The organism is Pseudomonas sp. MWU347 (assembly GCF_017947305.1).
GTDB lineage: Bacteria > Pseudomonadota > Gammaproteobacteria > Pseudomonadales > Pseudomonadaceae > Aquipseudomonas > Aquipseudomonas putida_A.
Genome location: NZ_JAFGZB010000008.1, coordinates 305943 through 325197 on the forward strand (window position 1 = coordinate 305943; position 19255 = coordinate 325197).

Annotated in this window: 15 protein-coding genes and 4 tRNA genes; all 19 read right to left on the reverse strand. The window is 55.4% G+C overall.

Going from position 1 to position 19255, the window contains the following annotated elements; translation table 11 throughout:
* Positions 1-9: 9 nt before the first annotated feature.
* Positions 10-2115, reverse strand: a complete 2106-nt coding sequence (fusA, locus tag KCG87_RS19105; protein WP_007962223.1) for an elongation factor G — start codon at positions 2113-2115, stop codon at positions 10-12.
* Between the two features lie 30 nt (positions 2116-2145).
* Positions 2146-2619 (reverse strand): 30S ribosomal protein S7, encoded by a 474-nt coding sequence (gene rpsG / locus KCG87_RS19110; protein WP_003228745.1) that lies wholly within the window; start codon positions 2617-2619, stop codon positions 2146-2148.
* A gap of 107 nt (positions 2620-2726) precedes the next feature.
* The gene (gene rpsL, locus KCG87_RS19115) at positions 2727-3098 is read right to left on the reverse strand and encodes a 30S ribosomal protein S12 (RefSeq protein WP_003186084.1); all 372 of its coding nucleotides are present in this window, start codon (positions 3096-3098) and stop codon (positions 2727-2729) included.
* A gap of 215 nt (positions 3099-3313) precedes the next feature.
* Positions 3314-7513 (reverse strand): DNA-directed RNA polymerase subunit beta', encoded by a 4200-nt coding sequence (rpoC, locus tag KCG87_RS19120; protein ID WP_027614261.1) that lies wholly within the window; start codon positions 7511-7513, stop codon positions 3314-3316.
* Positions 7514-7576: 63 nt separating this feature from the next.
* Positions 7577-11650 carry a DNA-directed RNA polymerase subunit beta gene (gene rpoB, locus KCG87_RS19125; RefSeq protein ID WP_098965865.1) on the reverse strand — a complete coding sequence of 1358 codons (4074 nt, stop codon included), beginning with the start codon at positions 11648-11650 and terminating at the stop codon, positions 7577-7579.
* 221 nt (positions 11651-11871) lie between these two features.
* On the reverse strand, positions 11872-12237 hold the full coding sequence (gene rplL / locus KCG87_RS19130) for a 50S ribosomal protein L7/L12 (protein ID WP_007962228.1): 366 nt from the start codon (positions 12235-12237) through the stop codon (positions 11872-11874).
* 74 nt (positions 12238-12311) lie between these two features.
* On the reverse strand, positions 12312-12812 hold the full coding sequence (gene rplJ / locus KCG87_RS19135) for a 50S ribosomal protein L10 (protein ID WP_003228752.1): 501 nt from the start codon (positions 12810-12812) through the stop codon (positions 12312-12314).
* 198 nt (positions 12813-13010) lie between these two features.
* On the reverse strand, positions 13011-13706 hold the full coding sequence (gene rplA, locus KCG87_RS19140; RefSeq protein WP_003228754.1) for a 50S ribosomal protein L1: 696 nt from the start codon (positions 13704-13706) through the stop codon (positions 13011-13013).
* Complete coding sequence (rplK, locus tag KCG87_RS19145) at positions 13706-14137, reverse strand: 50S ribosomal protein L11 (protein ID WP_003228756.1); 432 nt, start codon at positions 14135-14137, stop codon at positions 13706-13708. The genes rplA and rplK overlap by 1 nt, the downstream gene beginning before the upstream one ends.
* A gap of 117 nt (positions 14138-14254) precedes the next feature.
* Positions 14255-14788: a transcription termination/antitermination protein NusG gene (nusG, locus tag KCG87_RS19150; RefSeq protein ID WP_025113545.1), complete on the reverse strand. Its 534-nt coding sequence runs from the start codon at positions 14786-14788 to the stop codon at positions 14255-14257.
* Positions 14789-14797: 9 nt separating this feature from the next.
* Complete coding sequence (gene secE, locus KCG87_RS19155; RefSeq protein ID WP_041074957.1) at positions 14798-15166, reverse strand: preprotein translocase subunit SecE; 369 nt, start codon at positions 15164-15166, stop codon at positions 14798-14800.
* 45 nt (positions 15167-15211) lie between these two features.
* Positions 15212-15287: transfer RNA gene (locus KCG87_RS19160), tRNA-Trp, on the reverse strand.
* A 53-nt stretch (positions 15288-15340) separates the two neighbouring features.
* Complete coding sequence (tuf, locus tag KCG87_RS19165; RefSeq protein ID WP_210685724.1) at positions 15341-16534, reverse strand: elongation factor Tu; 1194 nt, start codon at positions 16532-16534, stop codon at positions 15341-15343.
* An 84-nt stretch (positions 16535-16618) separates the two neighbouring features.
* Positions 16619-16694 (reverse strand) — tRNA-Thr (locus KCG87_RS19170).
* A gap of 26 nt (positions 16695-16720) precedes the next feature.
* Positions 16721-16794: transfer RNA gene (locus tag KCG87_RS19175), tRNA-Gly, on the reverse strand.
* 24 nt (positions 16795-16818) lie between these two features.
* Positions 16819-16903 (reverse strand) — tRNA-Tyr (locus KCG87_RS19180).
* 142 nt (positions 16904-17045) lie between these two features.
* Complete coding sequence (locus KCG87_RS19185; RefSeq protein ID WP_027614313.1) at positions 17046-17483, reverse strand: hypothetical protein; 438 nt, start codon at positions 17481-17483, stop codon at positions 17046-17048.
* Between the two features lie 7 nt (positions 17484-17490).
* Positions 17491-18240, reverse strand: a complete 750-nt coding sequence (locus tag KCG87_RS19190; RefSeq protein ID WP_098965871.1) for a pantothenate kinase — start codon at positions 18238-18240, stop codon at positions 17491-17493.
* The gene (gene birA, locus KCG87_RS19195; protein ID WP_098965873.1) at positions 18230-19183 is read right to left on the reverse strand and encodes a bifunctional biotin--[acetyl-CoA-carboxylase] ligase/biotin operon repressor BirA; all 954 of its coding nucleotides are present in this window, start codon (positions 19181-19183) and stop codon (positions 18230-18232) included. The genes KCG87_RS19190 and birA overlap by 11 nt, the downstream gene beginning before the upstream one ends.
* Positions 19184-19255: the final 72 nt, after the last annotated feature.

The following is a 19255-nucleotide window of genomic DNA, read 5'->3' on the forward strand; positions in this document are numbered from 1 at the left end:
GGGGCTGAATCAGCCTTGTTTTTTGGTTACGGATTCGACGATGTGCGACGGAGCCGTATCGTATTTTTTGAATTCCATAGAGTAGCTTGCGCGACCCTGAGACATGGAACGAACGTCGGTCGCATAACCGAACATCTCACCCAGTGGAACCTCGGCACGGATAACCTTGCCGGACACTGTGTCTTCCATACCCTGGATCATGCCGCGACGACGGTTAAGGTCGCCCATTACATCACCCATATAGTCTTCAGGCGTAACAACCTCTACCGCCATGATCGGCTCGAGCAACTCACCACCACCCTTCTGGGCCAGTTGCTTGGTCGCCATGGAAGCAGCCACTTTAAACGCCATCTCGTTGGAGTCGACGTCGTGGTAAGAACCATCGAACACGGTTGCCTTCAGGCCGATCAGCGGATAGCCGGCAACAACGCCGTTCTTCATCTGCTCTTCGATACCCTTCTGGATAGCCGGGATGTATTCCTTAGGAACCACACCACCTACAACTTCGTTCACGAATTGCAGACCTTCCTGACCTTCATCAGCAGGAGCAAAACGGATCCAGCAGTGACCGAACTGGCCGCGACCACCGGACTGACGAACGAACTTGCCTTCGATTTCACAATTCTTCGTGATGCGCTCACGATACGAAACCTGAGGCTTGCCGATGTTGGCTTCGACGTTGAACTCACGGCGCATCCGGTCAACCAGGATGTCCAGGTGCAGCTCGCCCATGCCGGAGATGATCGTTTGACCAGTCTCTTCATCAGTTTTAACACGGAAAGACGGGTCTTCCTGAGCCAGCTTGCCCAGTGCGATACCCATTTTTTCCTGGTCATCCTTGGTCTTAGGCTCTACGGCAACCGAAATAACCGGCTCCGGGAAGTCCATGCGAACCAGGATGATTGGCTTGTCAGCGTTGCAGAGGGTTTCACCAGTGGTGACGTCCTTCATGCCGATCAGGGCCGCGATGTCGCCAGCGCGCACTTCCTTGATCTCTTCACGGGCGTTTGCGTGCATTTGCACCATACGACCCACGCGCTCTTTCTTGCCTTTAACCGAGTTGATCACGCCGTCGCCGGAGTTCAACACGCCCGAGTAAACACGGACGAAGGTCAAGGTACCCACGAATGGGTCGGTAGCGATTTTGAACGCCAGTGCCGCGAACGGCTCGTCGTCACTTGCGTGACGCTCCATTTCCTCTTCCTCGTTATCAGGGTTCGAGCCCTTGATAGCTGGAATGTCGGTTGGAGCAGGCAGGAAGTCGATAACGGCGTCGAGAACCAGGGGAACGCCCTTGTTCTTGAACGACGAACCGCACACTGCCAGAACGATTTCGCCAGCGATAGTGCGCTGACGCAGAGCGGCCTTGATCTCTTCGATCGACAGCTCTTCGCCTTCCAGGTACTTGTTCATCAGCTCTTCACTGGCTTCGGCCGCAGCCTCAACCATGTTGCTGCGCCACTCAGTAGCCAGCTCGAGCATGTCCGCAGGGATTTCCTTGCGAACAGGAACCATACCCTTGTCAGAGTCGTTCCAGTAAACAGCCTGCATGTTGATCAGGTCGATCTGGCCCTGGAAGTTGTCTTCCGAACCGATAGCCAGCTGAATCGGCACCGGAGTGTGACCCAGACGCTGTTTGATCTGACCGATCACGCGCAGGAAGTTGGCACCAGCACGGTCCATCTTGTTTACGTAAACAAGACGTGGAACGCCGTATTTGTTGGCTTGACGCCATACGGTTTCCGACTGCGGCTCAACACCCGAAGTACCGCAGAATACAACCACAGCGCCGTCGAGTACGCGCAGGGAACGTTCAACTTCAATGGTGAAGTCTACGTGGCCCGGGGTATCGATGACGTTGAAACGGTGCTCGTGCGGGTACTGCTTCTCGGAACCTTTCCAGAAGGCGGTAATGGCAGCAGAAGTAATGGTAATACCACGCTCCTGCTCCTGAACCATCCAGTCTGTGGTCGCGGCGCCGTCATGCACCTCGCCCATTTTGTGACTTTTGCCAGTGTAAAAAAGGACGCGCTCGGTGGTGGTGGTTTTACCAGCATCCACGTGAGCGACGATACCGATGTTACGGTAGCGACTAATCGGAGTAGTACGAGCCATAAAGCCCTCGCAAAATTAGTGAAGCTAAAATTAGAAGCGGTAGTGCGAGAAAGCTTTGTTGGCTTCGGCCATACGGTGCACGTCTTCACGCTTCTTAACAGCAGCACCTTTACCTTCAGCAGCATCCAGCAGTTCGCCAGCCAAGCGCAGAGCCATAGACTTCTCGCCACGCTTACGGGCGAAGTCTACCAACCAGCGCATTGCCAGAGCGTTACGGCGGGAAGGACGAACCTCGACCGGAACCTGGTAAGTAGCACCACCAACGCGGCGCGACTTCACTTCGACCAGCGGAGCGATGGCGTCGAGTGCTTTTTCGAAGAGTTCCAGGGGATCGGTGCCGGCCTTACGAGCCTTCACGGTTTCCAGGGCACCATAAACGATACGCTCGGCAACGGCTTTCTTGCCGCTTTCCATAACGTGGTTCATGAATTTGGCGAGGATCTGGCTTCCGTATTTCGGATCGTCCAGAATCTCACGCTTTGCTGCTACGCGACGTCTTGGCATGATAAGCCCTCAAGCGGTCTTCAGGTTAGTTCGGGACAGATCCAGTGGATGCAAGCCCGACCTTACTCTTATCGACTCAATAAAATGAAAATCTGCAAAACGACCGATTACTTCGGACGCTTGGTACCGTACTTCGAACGACCCTGGTTACGGCCTTTAACGCCGGAAGTATCCAAGGAGCCGCGAACGGTGTGGTAACGAACACCTGGCAAGTCTTTTACACGACCGCCGCGGATCAGTACCACGCTGTGCTCTTGCAGGTTGTGGCCTTCACCACCGATGTACGAGGAAACCTCGAAACCGTTGGTCAGACGCACACGGCATACTTTACGCAGTGCCGAGTTAGGTTTTTTCGGCGTAGTGGTGTACACACGGGTGCACACGCCACGACGTTGCGGGCAGTTCTGCAGCGCAGGTACGTCGGATTTCTCGACGATACGCTTACGCGGCTGACGTACCAGCTGGTTGATAGTTGCCATCTACTAGCTCCACTGTTGTCTTGCGACGCTATTGTCTTGCAAGAAAAGCAAAATGACAGGAACGGATTCCCGCCAAATTTAGGGGATCAAGAGTCTAAAGAGGATCTTGTCCCCAGTCAAGGCAAGGCCCCGACCTCCCCGCCCGTCGAACCTTGACAATTTGTCTCGATTCGACGAACGGAGCGATCAGGGCCTCAGCTTAGTTACCGCAGAACTCAGTTACCGCTCGAGTTCAGCGCTTCGGTCAGTGCAGCTTCCACTTCACTGGCGCTTACGCGCAACGGCTTGTCTGCATCACGACGACGCTTGCGCTCGCTGTGGTACGCCAGACCGGTACCGGCCGGGATCAGACGACCCACAACCACGTTTTCTTTCAGGCCGCGCAGGTAGTCGCGCTTGCCGGTGACTGCCGCTTCGGTCAGTACGCGAGTGGTTTCCTGGAAGGAAGCCGCCGAGATGAACGATTCGGTCGACAACGACGCCTTGGTGATACCCAGCAGAACGCGAGTGAACTTGGAGACAAACTTGTCTTCCGCGCTCAGACGCTCGTTCTCTACCAGTACGTGAGTCAGTTCCATCTGGTCGCCCTTGATGAAACTGGAATCGCCGGACTCGGAGATCTCAACTTTACGCAGCATCTGACGCAGGATGGTCTCGATGTGCTTGTCGTTGATCTTCACGCCTTGCAGACGGTAAACGTCCTGGATCTCGTTCACGATGTACTTGGCCAGCGCGCTCACACCCAGCAGACGCAGAATGTCGTGCGGATCGCTCGGACCGTCGGAGATAACTTCGCCGCGGTTTACCTGTTCACCTTCGAACACGTTCAGGTGACGCCACTTCGGAATCAGCTCTTCGTACGGATCGCTACCGTCGTTCGGGGTAATGACCAGACGGCGCTTGCCTTTGGTCTCTTTACCGAACGCGATGGTGCCGCTGACTTCAGCCAGAATCGACGCTTCCTTCGGACGACGAGCTTCGAACAGGTCGGCAACACGCGGCAGACCACCGGTGATGTCGCGAGTTTTCGAAGTTTCTTGCGGGATACGAGCGATAACGTCACCGATCGCGATCTTCGCACCGTCCGCAACACCGACCAGGGCGTTGGCTGGCAAGAAGTACTGAGCGATAACGTCAGTGCCTGGCAGCAACAGATCCTTGCCGTTGTCGTCGACCATCTTCACTGCTGGACGGATTTCTTTGCCCGCAGCTGGACGATCTTTCGCGTCGAGTACTTCAATGTTGGTCATACCGGTCAATTCGTCAGTCTGACGCTTGATCGTGATGCCTTCTTCCATGCCCACGTAGGTCACGGTACCTTTCATTTCGGTAACGATCGGGTGAGTGTGCGGATCCCACTTGGCCACGATTGCGCCAGCGTCGACCTTGTCACCTTCTTTAACCGAAATCACAGCACCGTACGGCAGCTTGTAACGCTCACGCTCACGACCGAAGTCATCAGCGATTGCCAGCTCACCGGAACGGGACACGGCAACCAGGTGGCCATCCACTCGCTCAACGTGTTTCAGGTTGTGCAGACGGACAGTACCGCCATTCTTCACCTGAACGCTGTCGGCTGCGGAAGTACGGCTTGCCGCACCACCGATGTGGAACGTACGCATCGTCAGCTGGGTACCCGGCTCACCGATGGACTGGGCAGCAATAACGCCGACCGCTTCACCGATGTTCACCTGGTGACCACGAGCCAGATCACGGCCGTAGCACTTGGCGCAAATGCCATAGCGGGTTTCGCAGCTGATCGGCGAACGCACGATCACTTCGTCGATGCTGTTCAGCTCGATGAACTCGACCCACTTCTCGTCTACCAGGGTACCGGCAGGAACGATAACGTCCTCGGTGCCTGGCTTGAATACGTCACGGGCAATAACACGACCCAATACGCGCTCACCCAACGGCTCTACAACGTCACCGCCTTCAATGTGCGGAGTCATCAACAGACCGTGTTCGGTGCCGCAATCGATCTCGGTTACAACCAGATCCTGCGCCACGTCTACCAGACGACGAGTCAGGTAACCGGAGTTCGCAGTTTTCAACGCGGTATCCGCCAGACCTTTACGAGCACCGTGAGTCGAGATGAAGTACTGAAGTACGCTCAGACCTTCACGGAAGTTCGCAGTAATCGGCGTTTCAATGATGGAACCGTCCGGCTTGGCCATCAGACCACGCATACCGGCCAGCTGACGAATCTGTGCTGCGGAACCCCGCGCACCCGAGTCGGCCATCATGTACATCGAGTTGAAGGACTCTTGGTCAACTTCATCGCCATGACGGTCGATGACTTTCTCTTTCGAGAGGTTGGCCATCATCGCCTTGGAAACTTCGTCGTTCGCCTTCGACCAAAGGTCGATCACTTTGTTGTACTTCTCGCCCTGGGTTACCAGGCCGGAGGCGTACTGGCTCTCGATCTCTTTCACTTCGTCGGTGGCTGCACCGATGATGCGGGCTTTTTCGTCCGGGATAACGAAGTCGTTAACGCCGATGGAAACGCCGGAGATGGTCGAGTAAGCGAAACCGGTGTACATCAACTGGTCAGCGAAGATCACGGTCTCTTTCAGACCAACCACGCGGTAGCACTGGTTGATCAGCTTGGAGATCGCCTTTTTCTTCATCGGCAGGTTGACGACATCGTACGACAGACCTTTTGGCACAACCTGGAACAGCAGCGCACGGCCGACAGTGGTGTCGACGATACGAGTGTTGCTCACGCTGTTGCCGTCACGGTCGTTGACGGTTTCATTGATACGAACCTTGACCTTGGCGTGCAGTGCGGCTTCGCCGGCACGGAACACACGGTCAACTTCCTGCAGATCCGCGAACACACGACCTTCGCCCTTGGCGTTGATCGCTTCACGAGTCATGTAGTACAGACCCAATACAACGTCCTGCGACGGAACGATGATTGGCTCACCGTTGGCTGGCGACAGAATGTTGTTGGTCGACATCATCAACGCACGCGCTTCGAGCTGGGCTTCCAGCGTCAGCGGTACGTGCACGGCCATTTGGTCGCCGTCGAAGTCGGCGTTGTACGCGGCGCAGACCAGCGGGTGCAGCTGGATAGCCTTACCTTCGATCAGGACCGGTTCAAACGCCTGGATACCCAGACGGTGAAGGGTCGGTGCACGGTTGAGAAGAACCGGGTGTTCGCGAATCACTTCAGCGAGAACGTCCCAAACCTCTGGCAGTTCGCGCTCGACCATTTTCTTGGCCGCTTTGATGGTGGTCGCGAGACCACGCATTTCCAGCTTGCCGAAAATGAACGGTTTGAACAGCTCGAGAGCCATCTTCTTCGGCAGACCGCACTGGTGCAAACGCAGGGTCGGACCTACGGTAATTACCGAACGACCGGAGTAGTCAACGCGCTTACCGAGCAAGTTCTGACGGAAGCGACCCTGCTTACCCTTGATCATGTCAGCCAGGGATTTCAGAGGACGCTTGTTCGAACCGGTGATAGCGCGGCCACGACGACCGTTGTCGAGCAGTGCATCGACAGCTTCCTGCAACATACGCTTTTCGTTGCGCACGATGATGTCCGGAGCGGACAGATCCAGCAGGCGCTTCAAACGGTTGTTACGGTTGATCACTCGACGATACAGATCGTTGAGGTCGGAAGTCGCGAAACGACCGCCATCCAGCGGGACCAGTGGACGCAGATCTGGCGGCAGAACCGGCAGAACGGTCAGCACCATCCACTCTGGCAGGTTGCCGGAACCCTGGAAGGCTTCCATCAACTTCAGACGCTTGGACAGCTTCTTGATCTTGGTTTCCGAGTTGGTTTGCGGAATTTCTTCGCGCAGACGACCAATCTCGTGCTCCAGGTCGATAGCGTGCAGCAGTTCACGGACAGCTTCAGCACCCATGCGGGCGTCGAAGTCGTCACCGAACTCTTCCAGCGCTTCGAAGTACTGTTCGTCGTTCAGCAACTGACCTTTTTCAAGGGTGGTCATGCCTGGATCGATAACGACGTAGCTCTCGAAGTAGAGAACGCGTTCGATATCACGCAGGGTCATGTCCATCAGCAGGCCGATACGGGACGGCAGCGATTTCAGGAACCAGATGTGGGCAACCGGCGAAGCCAGTTCGATGTGCGCCATGCGCTCACGACGAACCTTGGCCAGCGCAACTTCAACGCCGCACTTCTCACAGATCACACCACGGTGCTTCAAGCGCTTGTACTTACCGCACAGGCACTCGTAATCCTTTACCGGGCCAAAGATCTTGGCGCAGAACAGACCGTCACGCTCAGGTTTGAACGTACGGTAGTTGATGGTTTCCGGCTTTTTAACTTCGCCGAACGACCACGAGCGGATCATCTCAGGCGAGGCCAATCCGATACGGATGGCGTCGAACTCTTCGACTTGACCCTGGTTTTTCAGCAAATTCAGTAGGTCTTTCAAGGCCTTTCCTCCTGGCGGAGCAGAGAGCGGGCAGTCCTGCCCCGCTCTCGATCGCGTCACGTGTTATTCGGTTTCCAGATCGATATCGATGCCGAGGGAACGAATTTCCTTGATCAACACGTTGAAGGACTCGGGCATGCCCGGCTCCATACGGTGATCGCCATCCACGATGTTTTTGTACATCTTGGTACGGCCGTTCACATCGTCCGACTTCACTGTGAGCATTTCTTGCAGAGTGTAAGCGGCACCGTATGCTTCCAGTGCCCAGACCTCCATCTCCCCGAAACGCTGACCACCGAACTGCGCCTTACCACCCAGCGGCTGCTGGGTAACCAGGCTGTACGAACCGGTAGAACGCGCGTGCATCTTGTCGTCTACCAAGTGGTTCAGCTTCAGCATGTACATGTAGCCAACGGTAACTGGACGCTCGAACTTGTTGCCGGTACGGCCGTCAGTCAGCTGCATCTGGCCGCTTTCCGGCAGGTCTGCCAGTTTCAGCATGGCCTTGATTTCGCTTTCCTTGGCACCGTCGAACACTGGAGTGGCCATTGGAACGCCGCCACGCAGGTTCTTCGCCAGATCCAGGATTTCCTGATCGGAGAAGCTATCCAGATCTTCGTTACGACCGCCGATCTGGTTGTAGATCTCGTCGAGGAAGGTACGCAGTTCAGCGACTTTACGCTGCTCTTCGACCATCCGGTTGATCTTCTCGCCCAGACCTTTGGCCGCGAGGCCCAGGTGGGTTTCAAGGATCTGACCAACGTTCATACGCGAAGGTACGCCCAACGGGTTGAGGACGACGTCGACCGGGGTGCCATTGGCATCGTGCGGCATGTCTTCAACCGGCATGATCACGGAGACCACACCTTTGTTACCGTGACGACCGGCCATCTTGTCGCCCGGCTGGATGCGACGACGGATTGCCAGGTAAACCTTGACGATTTTCAGCACGCCTGGAGCCAGGTCATCGCCCTGCTGCAGTTTGCGCTTCTTGTCTTCGAACTTGTCGTCCAGCAGACGGCGGCGATCAACGATGTAGGCCTGAGCCTTCTCGAGCTGCTCGTTCAGAGCATCTTCAGCCATGCGCAGTTTGAACCACTGACCATGCTCAAGACCGTCGAGAACTTCGTCGGTGATGTCCTGACCTTTCTTCAGACCGGCGCCGCCTTCAGCCTTGTGGCCTACCAGAGCGGAGCGCAGACGTTCGAAGGTCGCGCCTTCAACGATACGGAACTCTTCGTTCAGATCCTTGCGGATCTCGTCCAGCTGGGACTTCTCGATCGACAGTGCACGAGCATCACGCTCAACGCCGTCGCGGGTGAAGACCTGTACGTCGATGACAGTACCTTTGGTACCTGTAGGTACACGCAGGGAGGTGTCTTTAACGTCGCTGGCTTTTTCACCGAAGATCGCACGCAGCAGTTTTTCTTCCGGAGTCAGTTGGGTCTCGCCTTTCGGAGTGACCTTACCCACCAGGATGTCGCCTGCGCCGACTTCAGCACCTACGTAAACGATACCGGCTTCGTCCAGCTTGTTCAGTGCAGCTTCACCCACGTTCGGGATGTCTGCAGTGATTTCCTCTGGGCCAAGCTTGGTGTCACGGGCCACACAGGTCAGTTCCTGAATGTGGATCGTGGTGAAGCGATCTTCCTGAACCACACGCTCGGACAGGCAGATGGAGTCTTCGAAGTTGAAGCCGTTCCATGCCATGAACGCGATGCGCATGTTCTGACCCAGTGCCAGTTCACCCATGTCGGTGGACGGGCCGTCGGCCATGATGTCGCTACGCTGAACGCGATCACCCTTTCTCACCAGCGGACGCTGGTTGATGCAGGTGTTCTGGTTCGAGCGGGTGTATTTGGTCAGGTTGTAGATGTCGACACCAGCTTCACCGGTTTCAACTTCGTCATCGGCAACACGAACCACGATACGGCTGGCATCAACAGAGTCGATCACGCCGCCACGACGAGCCACGACGCAAACGCCGGAGTCGCGAGCCACGTTACGCTCCATGCCGGTACCTACCAGCGGCTTGTCAGCACGCAGGGTTGGTACAGCTTGACGCTGCATGTTCGAACCCATCAACGCACGGTTGGCGTCGTCGTGCTCGAGGAACGGAATCAGCGACGCTGCAACCGAAACTACCTGCTTCGGCGAAACGTCCATCAGGGTGACGTCTTCCGGCGCCTTGACGGTGAATTCGTTCAGGTGACGTACGGCTACCAGCTCGTCGATCAGGACTTTCTGGTCGTTCATGGTCGCCGAAGCCTGCGCGATCACGTGATCGGCTTCTTCAATGGCGGACAGGAACACGATCTCGTCAGTGACCACACCCTCTTTCACCACGCGGTACGGGCTTTCCAGGAAGCCGTACTGGTTGGTGCGGGCATAAGCAGCCAAGGAGTTGATCAGACCGATGTTCGGACCTTCCGGCGTTTCAATCGGGCATACACGACCGTAGTGAGTCGGGTGTACGTCACGAACTTCAAAGCCTGCGCGCTCACGAGTCAGACCGCCAGGGCCGAGTGCAGAGACACGACGCTTGTGGGTGATCTCGGACAGCGGGTTGTTCTGGTCCATGAACTGCGAGAGCTGGCTGGAACCGAAGAACTCTTTCACCGCCGCAGCCACTGGCTTGGCGTTGATCAGGTCTTGCGGCATCAGGCCTTCGCTTTCAGCCATCGACAGACGCTCTTTGACCGCACGCTCAACACGTACCAGGCCAACGCGGAACTGGTTCTCGGCCATTTCGCCTACGCAGCGAACACGACGGTTACCCAGGTGGTCGATGTCATCGACGATGCCTTTACCGTTACGGATGTCGACCAGAGTCTTCAGTACCGCGACGATGTCTTCCTTGCACAGCACGCCCGAACCTTCGATCTCGGTACGACCGATACGACGGTTGAACTTCATCCGGCCGACCGCAGACAGGTCATAGCGCTCAGGGCTGAAGAACAGGTTGTTGAACAGGGTTTCGGCAGCGTCTTTGGTTGGCGGCTCGCCTGGACGCATCATGCGATAGATCTCGACCAGCGCTTCCAATTGGTTGCTGGTGGAGTCGATCTTCAGCGTGTCGGAGATGAACGGACCGCAGTCGATGTCGTTGGTGTACAGAGTTTCGATGCGAACAACGCCGGCCTTGGCGATTTTCGCCAGGACTTCGGTCGACAGCTCGGTGTTGCACTCTGCCAGGATTTCGCCGGTAGCCGGATGCACGATGACCTTGGCGGTGGTGCGACCCAGGACGTAGTCCAGAGGCACGTCCAGCTCTTTGATCCCGGCCTTTTCCAACTGGTTGATGTGGCGGGCAGTAATACGACGGCCCTGCTCGACAATAACCTTGCCTTTATCGTCCTGGATATCGAGGACAGCCACTTCACCGCGCAGACGCTGAGGCACCAGTTCCAGGCTCAGGCCTTCGCCTTTAACGTGGAATACGTTGGTGGTGTAGAAAGCGTCCAGCACTTCTTCGGTGGTGTAGCCGAGCGCGCGCAGCAGCACCGAGGCCGGCAGCTTGCGACGACGGTCGATACGCACGAACACGCAGTCTTTCGGGTCGAACTCGAAGTCCAGCCACGAACCGCGGTAAGGAATGATGCGCGCGGAGTACAGCAGTTTACCGGAACTGTGCGTCTTGCCGCGGTCGTGGTCAAAGAACACGCCCGGGGAACGGTGCAGCTGGGAAACGATAACACGCTCGGTACCGTTGATTACGAAGGTACCGTTCTCAGTCATCAATGGGATTTCGCCCATGTAGACTTCTTGCTCTTTGATGTCCTTGATCGCTTTGTTCGACGATTCTTTGTCGAAAATGATCAGGCGCACTTTTACCCGCAAAGGTACGGCGAAAGTTACACCGCGCAATACGCATTCTTTGACATCAAATGCCGGTTCGCCCAGGCGATAACCGACGTACTCCAGCGCAGCATTGCCGGAGTAGCTGATGATCGGGAAAACGGATTTGAAGGCCGCATGCAGGCCCACGTCGCGGAACTGATCTTTAGTCGCTCCCGCTTGCAAGAATTCACGATACGAATCCAGCTGGATGGCCAGGAGGTACGGCACATCCATGACGTCCGGCAACTTGCTAAAGTCCTTGCGGATACGTTTTTTCTCAGTATATGAGTAAGCCATCAGCGTTCCCCAGCTTGGTCACCTGCTTGTTTGGCCCCTCCCGACGGGAGCAGCCAGAAAATCGTGCAAACCCCATGGTTTGCGCCACCGCATCGGGTGGTTACAGCGCCTTTATCAGCACCGACCCAGTCGGCTGCCAATAACGGAAAAAGGCCGGTGGCAAGAGCCACCAGCCATCAGCCTGTCGCTTGACGCTCGGGCTGGAGGAGCAAAGTCGATACTTATTTCAGCTCGACTTTAGCGCCTGCTTCTTCCAGCTTCTTCTTAGCGTCTTCAGCAGCTTCTTTCGAAACGCCTTCAGCTACAACCTGAGGAGCGCCGTCTACTTTCTCTTTGGCTTCTTTCAGGCCCAGACCGGTCAGTTCACGAACTGCCTTGATCACGTTAACCTTCTTCTCGCCAGCTTCCAGCAGAACAACGTTGAACTCGGTTTGCTCTTCAACAGCAGCAGCAGCTACAGCTGGGCCAGCCGAAGCAGCAGCAGCGGTAACACCGAAGGTTTCTTCCATCGCTTTGATCAGCTCAACGATTTCCACTACGGATTTCTGGCCGATTGCTTCGATGATTTGTTCGTTAGTCAGAGACATGACTCAATTCCTGAATTGGGGGACGGCCTACGCGACCATCGAAATAAACAAAAAACGCGAGAAGTTGACGAGCCTTAGGCTGCGGCAGCTTCTTTCTGGTCGCGAATTGCCGCCAGAGTACGAGCCAACTTGCTGGTAGCGCCTTGAATCACGCTCATCAGCTGAGAAATTGCTTCGTCACGGGTCGGCAGAGTTGCCAGTACGTCGATCTGATTAGCTGCGAGGAACTTGCCCTCGAACGCAGCTGCCTTGATCTCGAACTTGTCCTGACCCTTGGCAAACTCTTTGAAGATACGGGCAGCAGCGCCCGGATGTTCGTTCGAGAATGCAATCAGGGTCGGGCCGGTGAACACGTCGTTGAGAACACTGTATTCAGTGTCAGCAACAGCGCGCTTGAGCAGGGTGTTACGTACAACACGTACGTAAACGCCAGCTTCACGAGCCTCTTTACGGAGTCCGGTCATTGCGCCTACTGTTACGCCACGGGCATCAACCACGACAGCGGACAGAGCGACTTTGGCAGCCTCGTTGACTTCAGCGACGATGGCCTTCTTGTCTTCGAGATTAATTGCCACGGGTTTAACTCCTGCTTGTTACCGTTTCACTCGGTCGAAACCGAATGTCGTTTTGGTGTCTGATTCGGTAAGGAACCGGGAGCACCATCTGCGTAGGCTTGTGGTTTAAGGCTTGCGCCGCCTACGGTCTTGGATAGCCCCCGCCAGGCAGGGACCCCAATCTTTCAATTGGCGCGAATAATCGCACCAACCTTTGTCTTACGCGTCCAGCGAGCTCTGGTCGATAACCAGACCTGGGCCCATAGTGGTGCTCAGGGTAACGCGCTTGACGTAAATACCTTTCGAGGAAGCTGGTTTGATACGCTTCAGGTCAGCGATCAGGGCCTCAACGTTTTCCTTCAGCTTGACGGCATCGAAACCGATCTTGCCAACGGAGGTGTGGATGATGCCGTTTTTGTCGGTGCGATAACGAACCTGACCAGCCTTGGCGTTTTTAACCGCGGTAGCTACGTCTGGAGTTACGGTGCCGACTTTCGGGTTAGGCATCAGGCCACGTGGACCGAGGATCTGACCCAGTTGACCTACAACGCGCATGGCATCCGGGGATGCGATCACTACGTCGTAGTTCAGGTCGCCGCCTTTCATTTCGGCAGCCAGGTCGTCCATACCTACACGGTCAGCGCCGGCAGCCAGAGCGGCCTCAGCAGCTGGACCCTGGGTGAACACAGCAACGCGAACGGTCTTGCCAGTGCCGTGTGGCAGCACAGTAGCGCTACGAACAACCTGGTCGGATTTACGCGGGTCTACACCCAGGTTTACAGCAACGTCGAACGACTCGCTGAACTTGACAGTCGACAGCTCAGCCAGCAGAGCAGCAGCGTCTACAATGTTGTAGGCCTTGCCTGCTTCGATTTTGCCGGCGATAGCCTTTTGACGCTTGGTCAGCTTAGCCATTACACACCCTCCACGTTAAGGCCCATGCTACGAGCAGAACCGGCGATAGTACGCACGGCTGCATCCATATCAGCTGCAGTCAGATCCGCGTTTTTGGTTTTCGCGATTTCTTCCAGCTGAGCACGGGTAACAGTGCCAACCTTAACGGTGTTCGGACGAGCGGAACCGCTGGTCAGACCGGCCGCCTTCTTCAGCAGAACCGAAGCAGGGGTGGATTTGGTTTCGAAAGTGAAGCTACGGTCGCTGTAAACAGTGATGATCACTGGAGTCGGCAGACCTGCTTCAAGACCCTGAGTACGGGCGTTGAAAGCCTTGCAGAATTCCATGATGTTCACGCCGTGCTGACCCAGAGCAGGACCAACAGGTGGGCTTGGGTTAGCCTGAGCGGCCTTCACTTGCAGCTTGATGTAAGCGGTAATCTTCTTGGCCATGAGGCACTCCAATTACGGGTTCGAACGCCTCGAAAGGCTCCCCGGTTACTTGCGCGTTTATCCCAGTGACGACAAAACCCCACAGCCTAGGGCTGCGGGGTTGGGATGCTTGTTCAGCTAGACCTTTTCGACCTGACTGAACTCCAACTCTACCGGAGTAGAGCGACCGAAAATAAGCACTGCCACCTGGACACGGCTCTTTTCGTAGTTAACTTCTTCGACGGTGCCGTTAAAGTCAGCGAATGGACCGTCAGTAACGCGAACTACCTCACCCGGCTCAAACAGAGTCTTCGGCTTCGGCTTATCGCTACCATCAGCCACGCGACGCAGAATGGCTTCCGCCTCTTTGTCGGTGATTGGAGCAGGCTTGTCGGCGGTACCGCCAATGAATCCCATCACCCGAGGAGTATCCTTGACCAAGTGCCAAGTACCCTCATTCATATCCATCTGTACCAGCACATAGCCTGGGAAGAACTTGCGTTCGCTTTTGCGCTTCTGGCCATTACGCATTTCAACCACTTCTTCAGTGGGAACCAGAATTTCGCCGAAGCCATCTTCCATGCCAGCCAGCTTAACGCGCTCAATCAGCGAGCGCATGACATGCTTCTCGTAACCCGAGTAAGCATGCACAACGTACCAACGCTTAGCCACGGGACACCCTTAGCCGACAATCAAGGAAACAAGCCAACCGAGCAGGGAATCAACACCCCACAACAGCAACGCCATAACGATAACCACAGCAACAACGATCAACGTTGTCTGCGTGGTTTCCTGGCGAGTTGGCCATACGACTTTACGAATCTCGGTGCGCGCTTCCTTAACCAGTACAAAGAACGACTTGCCCTTTGCAGTCTGCAGGCCTACAAAGGCAGCTACAGCAGCAATTACGAGCAAAGCGAGTACACGGTACAGGATCGGCGAAGCAGCGTAATACTGATTGCCAACTACACCCACAACCACCAAAGCGGCTACCACAAGCCACTTGAGCAGATCGAAGCGAGAGCCTTGAGCTTCAGCCTTAGGAGTCATCTATGAAGATCCTGTGAAAAGAAAGCCAGACACACCGAGTGAATCTGGCAGGTCAGGAGGGAATCGAACCCCCAACCTACGGTTTTGGAGACCGTCGCTCTGCCAATTGAGCTACTGACCTAAAACAAAATCAGGCCGACCATTATGCCGGCCCGAAAAATACATTACAACCGCTTATTCGATGATTTTAGCTACGACGCCAGCGCCGACGGTACGACCGCCTTCACGGATAGCGAAACGCAGACCATCTTCCATCGCGATGGTTTTGATCAGGGTAACAGTCATCTGAATGTTGTCACCTGGCATTACCATTTCAACGCCTTCTGGCAGTTCGCAGTTACCAGTCACGTCAGTAGTACGGAAGTAGAACTGTGGACGGTAGCCTTTGAAGAACGGAGTGTGACGACCGCCTTCTTCCTTGCTCAGAACGTAAACTTCTGCGGTGAACTTGGTGTGCGGCTTAACCGAACCCGGCTTAACCAGAACCTGACCACGCTCAACGTCGTCACGCTTGGTACCACGCAGCAGAACGCCGCAGTTCTCGCCAGCACGACCTTCGTCGAGCAGCTTGCGGAACATCTCAACACCGGTGCAGGTGGTGGTAGTGGTGTCACGCAGACCAACGATTTCCAGTGCATCTTGAACGCGAACGATACCGCGCTCGATACGACCAGTCACAACAGTACCGCGACCCGAGATCGAGAATACGTCTTCGATTGGCATCAGGAATGGCTTGTCGATCATACGAACTGGTTCTGGGATGTAGGTATCCAGAGTTTCAACCAGCTTACGAACGGCAGTGGTGCCCATTTCGTTGTCGTCTTTGCCTTCCAGCGCCATACGAGCCGAACCGATGATGATCGGAGTGTCGTCGCCTGGGAAGTCATAAGTGGACAGCAGGTCGCGAACTTCCATCTCAACCAGTTCCAGCAGCTCAGCGTCGTCTACCAGGTCAGCCTTGTTCAGGAAAACCACGATGTACGGAACGCCTACCTGACGGGACAGCAGGATGTGCTCACGGGTTTGTGGCATCGGACCATCAGCGGCCGAGCAAACCAGGATAGCGCCGTCCATTTGAGCAGCACCGGTGATCATGTTCTTCACATAGTCAGCGTGACCTGGGCAGTCAACGTGAGCGTAGTGACGGATCAGCGAGTTGTACTCAACGTGTGCGGTGTTGATGGTGATACCGCGAGCTTTTTCTTCTGGAGCGCTGTCGATCTTGTCGAATTCAACTACGGCCGAACCGAAAACTTCGGAGCAGACGCGAGTCAGAGCAGCGGTCAGAGTGGTTTTACCGTGGTCAACGTGACCAATGGTCCCTACGTTGACGTGGGGCAGGGAACGATCAAATTTTTCCTTAGCCATCGATAACACCCTCAACAGAAGAATTAGACGAACGATATCTACCATTAAAACAAAGGCAGATATTTTCATATCTGCCTTGTTATATGGAGCTCTTGAGCGGATTTGAACCGCTGACCTCACCCTTACCAAGGGTGTGCTCTACCAACTGAGCTACAAGAGCGTAACACTTTGCACAACCTGCAAACTTGGAGCGGGTAGCGGGAATCGAACCCGCATCATCAGCTTGGAAGGCTGAGGTTCTACCACTAAACTATACCCGCGGAGCTTGCAGCTCACGCTAAAAATGGTGGAGGGGGAAGGATTCGAACCTTCGAAGTCGTAGACGTCAGATTTACAGTCTGATCCCTTTGGCCGCTCGGGAACCCCTCCTAAGCGAGCCGGCATTCTATACTATGCCGACCTTCTGTCAAGCATTTTCTCATTAAAAACCTGAGGTTAGCTGCGTTGACACCGCTCTACTTGGACAACCTGTTTAGGTGTTCGCTGTGGAGCGGGCGCCATTCTATGCAAACTATTCCAGCGGTGCAACCCCCTCACACAGCATTATTTTATGTTTTAACTCATTGAATTCCTTGGAAAGGTTCTGCAACTGCACATCCCCCAATAAACGCTGGCTCTCGGGCGCAATGCGTAACCAATATCCAGGCTCGGGAAGATCCTTTTGCGATGCCTGAACCTTCACACTCATGCCCGCTAGACGCATCTGTAGCGCGGAAAGGCTGCTTTCTTGAGTCAAACCACCCAAAAACAGACACTCCTGTCCGGCATGGCGCGCGCCTTGCACTCCCGCCGAGTCACCAGTCGCCTCACTCAATAAGCGAATATCTTGCTGGGACCCGCGGTACATGCTGAGAGGAGTGACATCTTTTGCACGCAAGGGCGCCTCCTGCTGATGCCAGACGTAATAGAACACATTGAGAACAACGAGCAGCAGGAACAACCAACGCATACAAACCTCAAGTTAAAGGACACGCCATCGCCAACCCTACAAATACCAGGTCAGGGACGATCCGAGCATCAGGCACGACGTCCGCCACCAATCCAGCATCGCCACCGGTAATAAAGACAGCAAAGCGCTCCCCCCAATAGGATCGAGCCATTTCCATCTGGGTCAGAACGAAACCTCTCAACATTAAAGAGCACCCTCGCTCCACCGCCTCGACGGTACTGCGCCCCGGAGCATGGCTCGTCAACGCTTTTTCGGCAGCCAAGTCCCCATAACGGATTTTCCGGGTATGCGTACGTAACTGGTTACGCATCAAGGGCATTCCTGGGCAAATGAATCCCCCAAGGTGCTCACCTTCGGCATTAATAAAGTCGGCCGTCACAGCAGTGCCAAAATCCAGAATCAGACAGGCGCCGGCAGCCAGATGAAAGCCACCGAGCATCGCCAACCAGCGATCCAGTCCCAAGCGTTCATAGTCGTCATAGCCATTCCTGACACCAGACATTTCACTGGCCGACTTGGCGCACACGACCGAGATGCAGAACGTCTGCTCGAGAATTCGGGTGAGCGCAGCAGTTTCTTCGCTGGTTCTTACGCTGACCAACCGACATTTGCGCAACGACAGGTTCTCAAATGCGCACAAGCTATCCACCAGAGCTTGATCCGAGTCGACAACACCTTCCGCGAAAAGACCGCCAGCAGCCGTATTCAATACGCGCCACTTGATAAAGCTATTCCCACAGTCGAGCTCAAGAATCATCACGCAACCTCAGACTGAGCTCACCACCACTAAATACTTTTTCCACGCCGCCCACCTTCAAGCGCAGCGCACCCTGGCTATCAATACCAAGCACTACGCCTTCTATATGACTAACGCCCGCAACCAAAGAAACCGGGCGACCTTGCCACATGTGATCCTTTTCCCATTCCTCCTGGAACGCAGAGAAACCATGGACCTGATGACGCTGGATATAACCGCGCAGTTGGTCGCTCAGCTCAGCCACCAAGACGTTGCGATCGCAGGTTTGACCCGTCTCGAGTCGAATTGACGTCCATTGCTGGTCAACTTCCTCAGCAACCTGCATGTTCACATTAATGCCTATACCCAGCACCACATGGCAAACATCTGCCGGATCCCCTACTAGCTCAAGAAGAATACCGGCGATTTTCTTGTTCCCGACCAGCACATCGTTGGGCCACTTCAATCCTGCGCCCGCCACCCCCAGCTTTCGCAGGGCATGCATAACAGCCAAACCGACCACCAGACTCAAGCCCTCAAGCTGGCGCATGCCACCTTCAATGCGCAGGACCAGGCTGTAGTAGAGATTTTCAGCAAAAGGGCTTACCCATTTGCGGCCTCGGCGACCGCGACCGGAAATCTGTCGTTCGGCCAATACCAGAAACGGCGCCGCTCGACCCTGATTGATCGCGCGAAGCGCCTCTGCGTTAGTGGAATCGATGGAATCAAAGACTGTAATCGGCCAAACCGCTGCTAAGGCACTAATCTTCAGGGGGTCGAGGAGCGTCAAGGGTGCAGCCAGTTGATAGCCTCTGCCCCGGACTTTGTTTATGGACAACCCGAGCTCAGCCTCAAGATGCTGAAGCTGCTTCCACACCGCACTTCGACTGATTCCCAGGGTAACCCCCAGAGCCTCGCCGGAATGGAATCGACCATCCTTTAATAGATTCAACAACGTCAGCATGCAGGTCTCGCCTCACAATGAGGTCCGAATAATAGCCATGAGCCGGGCGATTGCATAGAAATCAAGCGCACC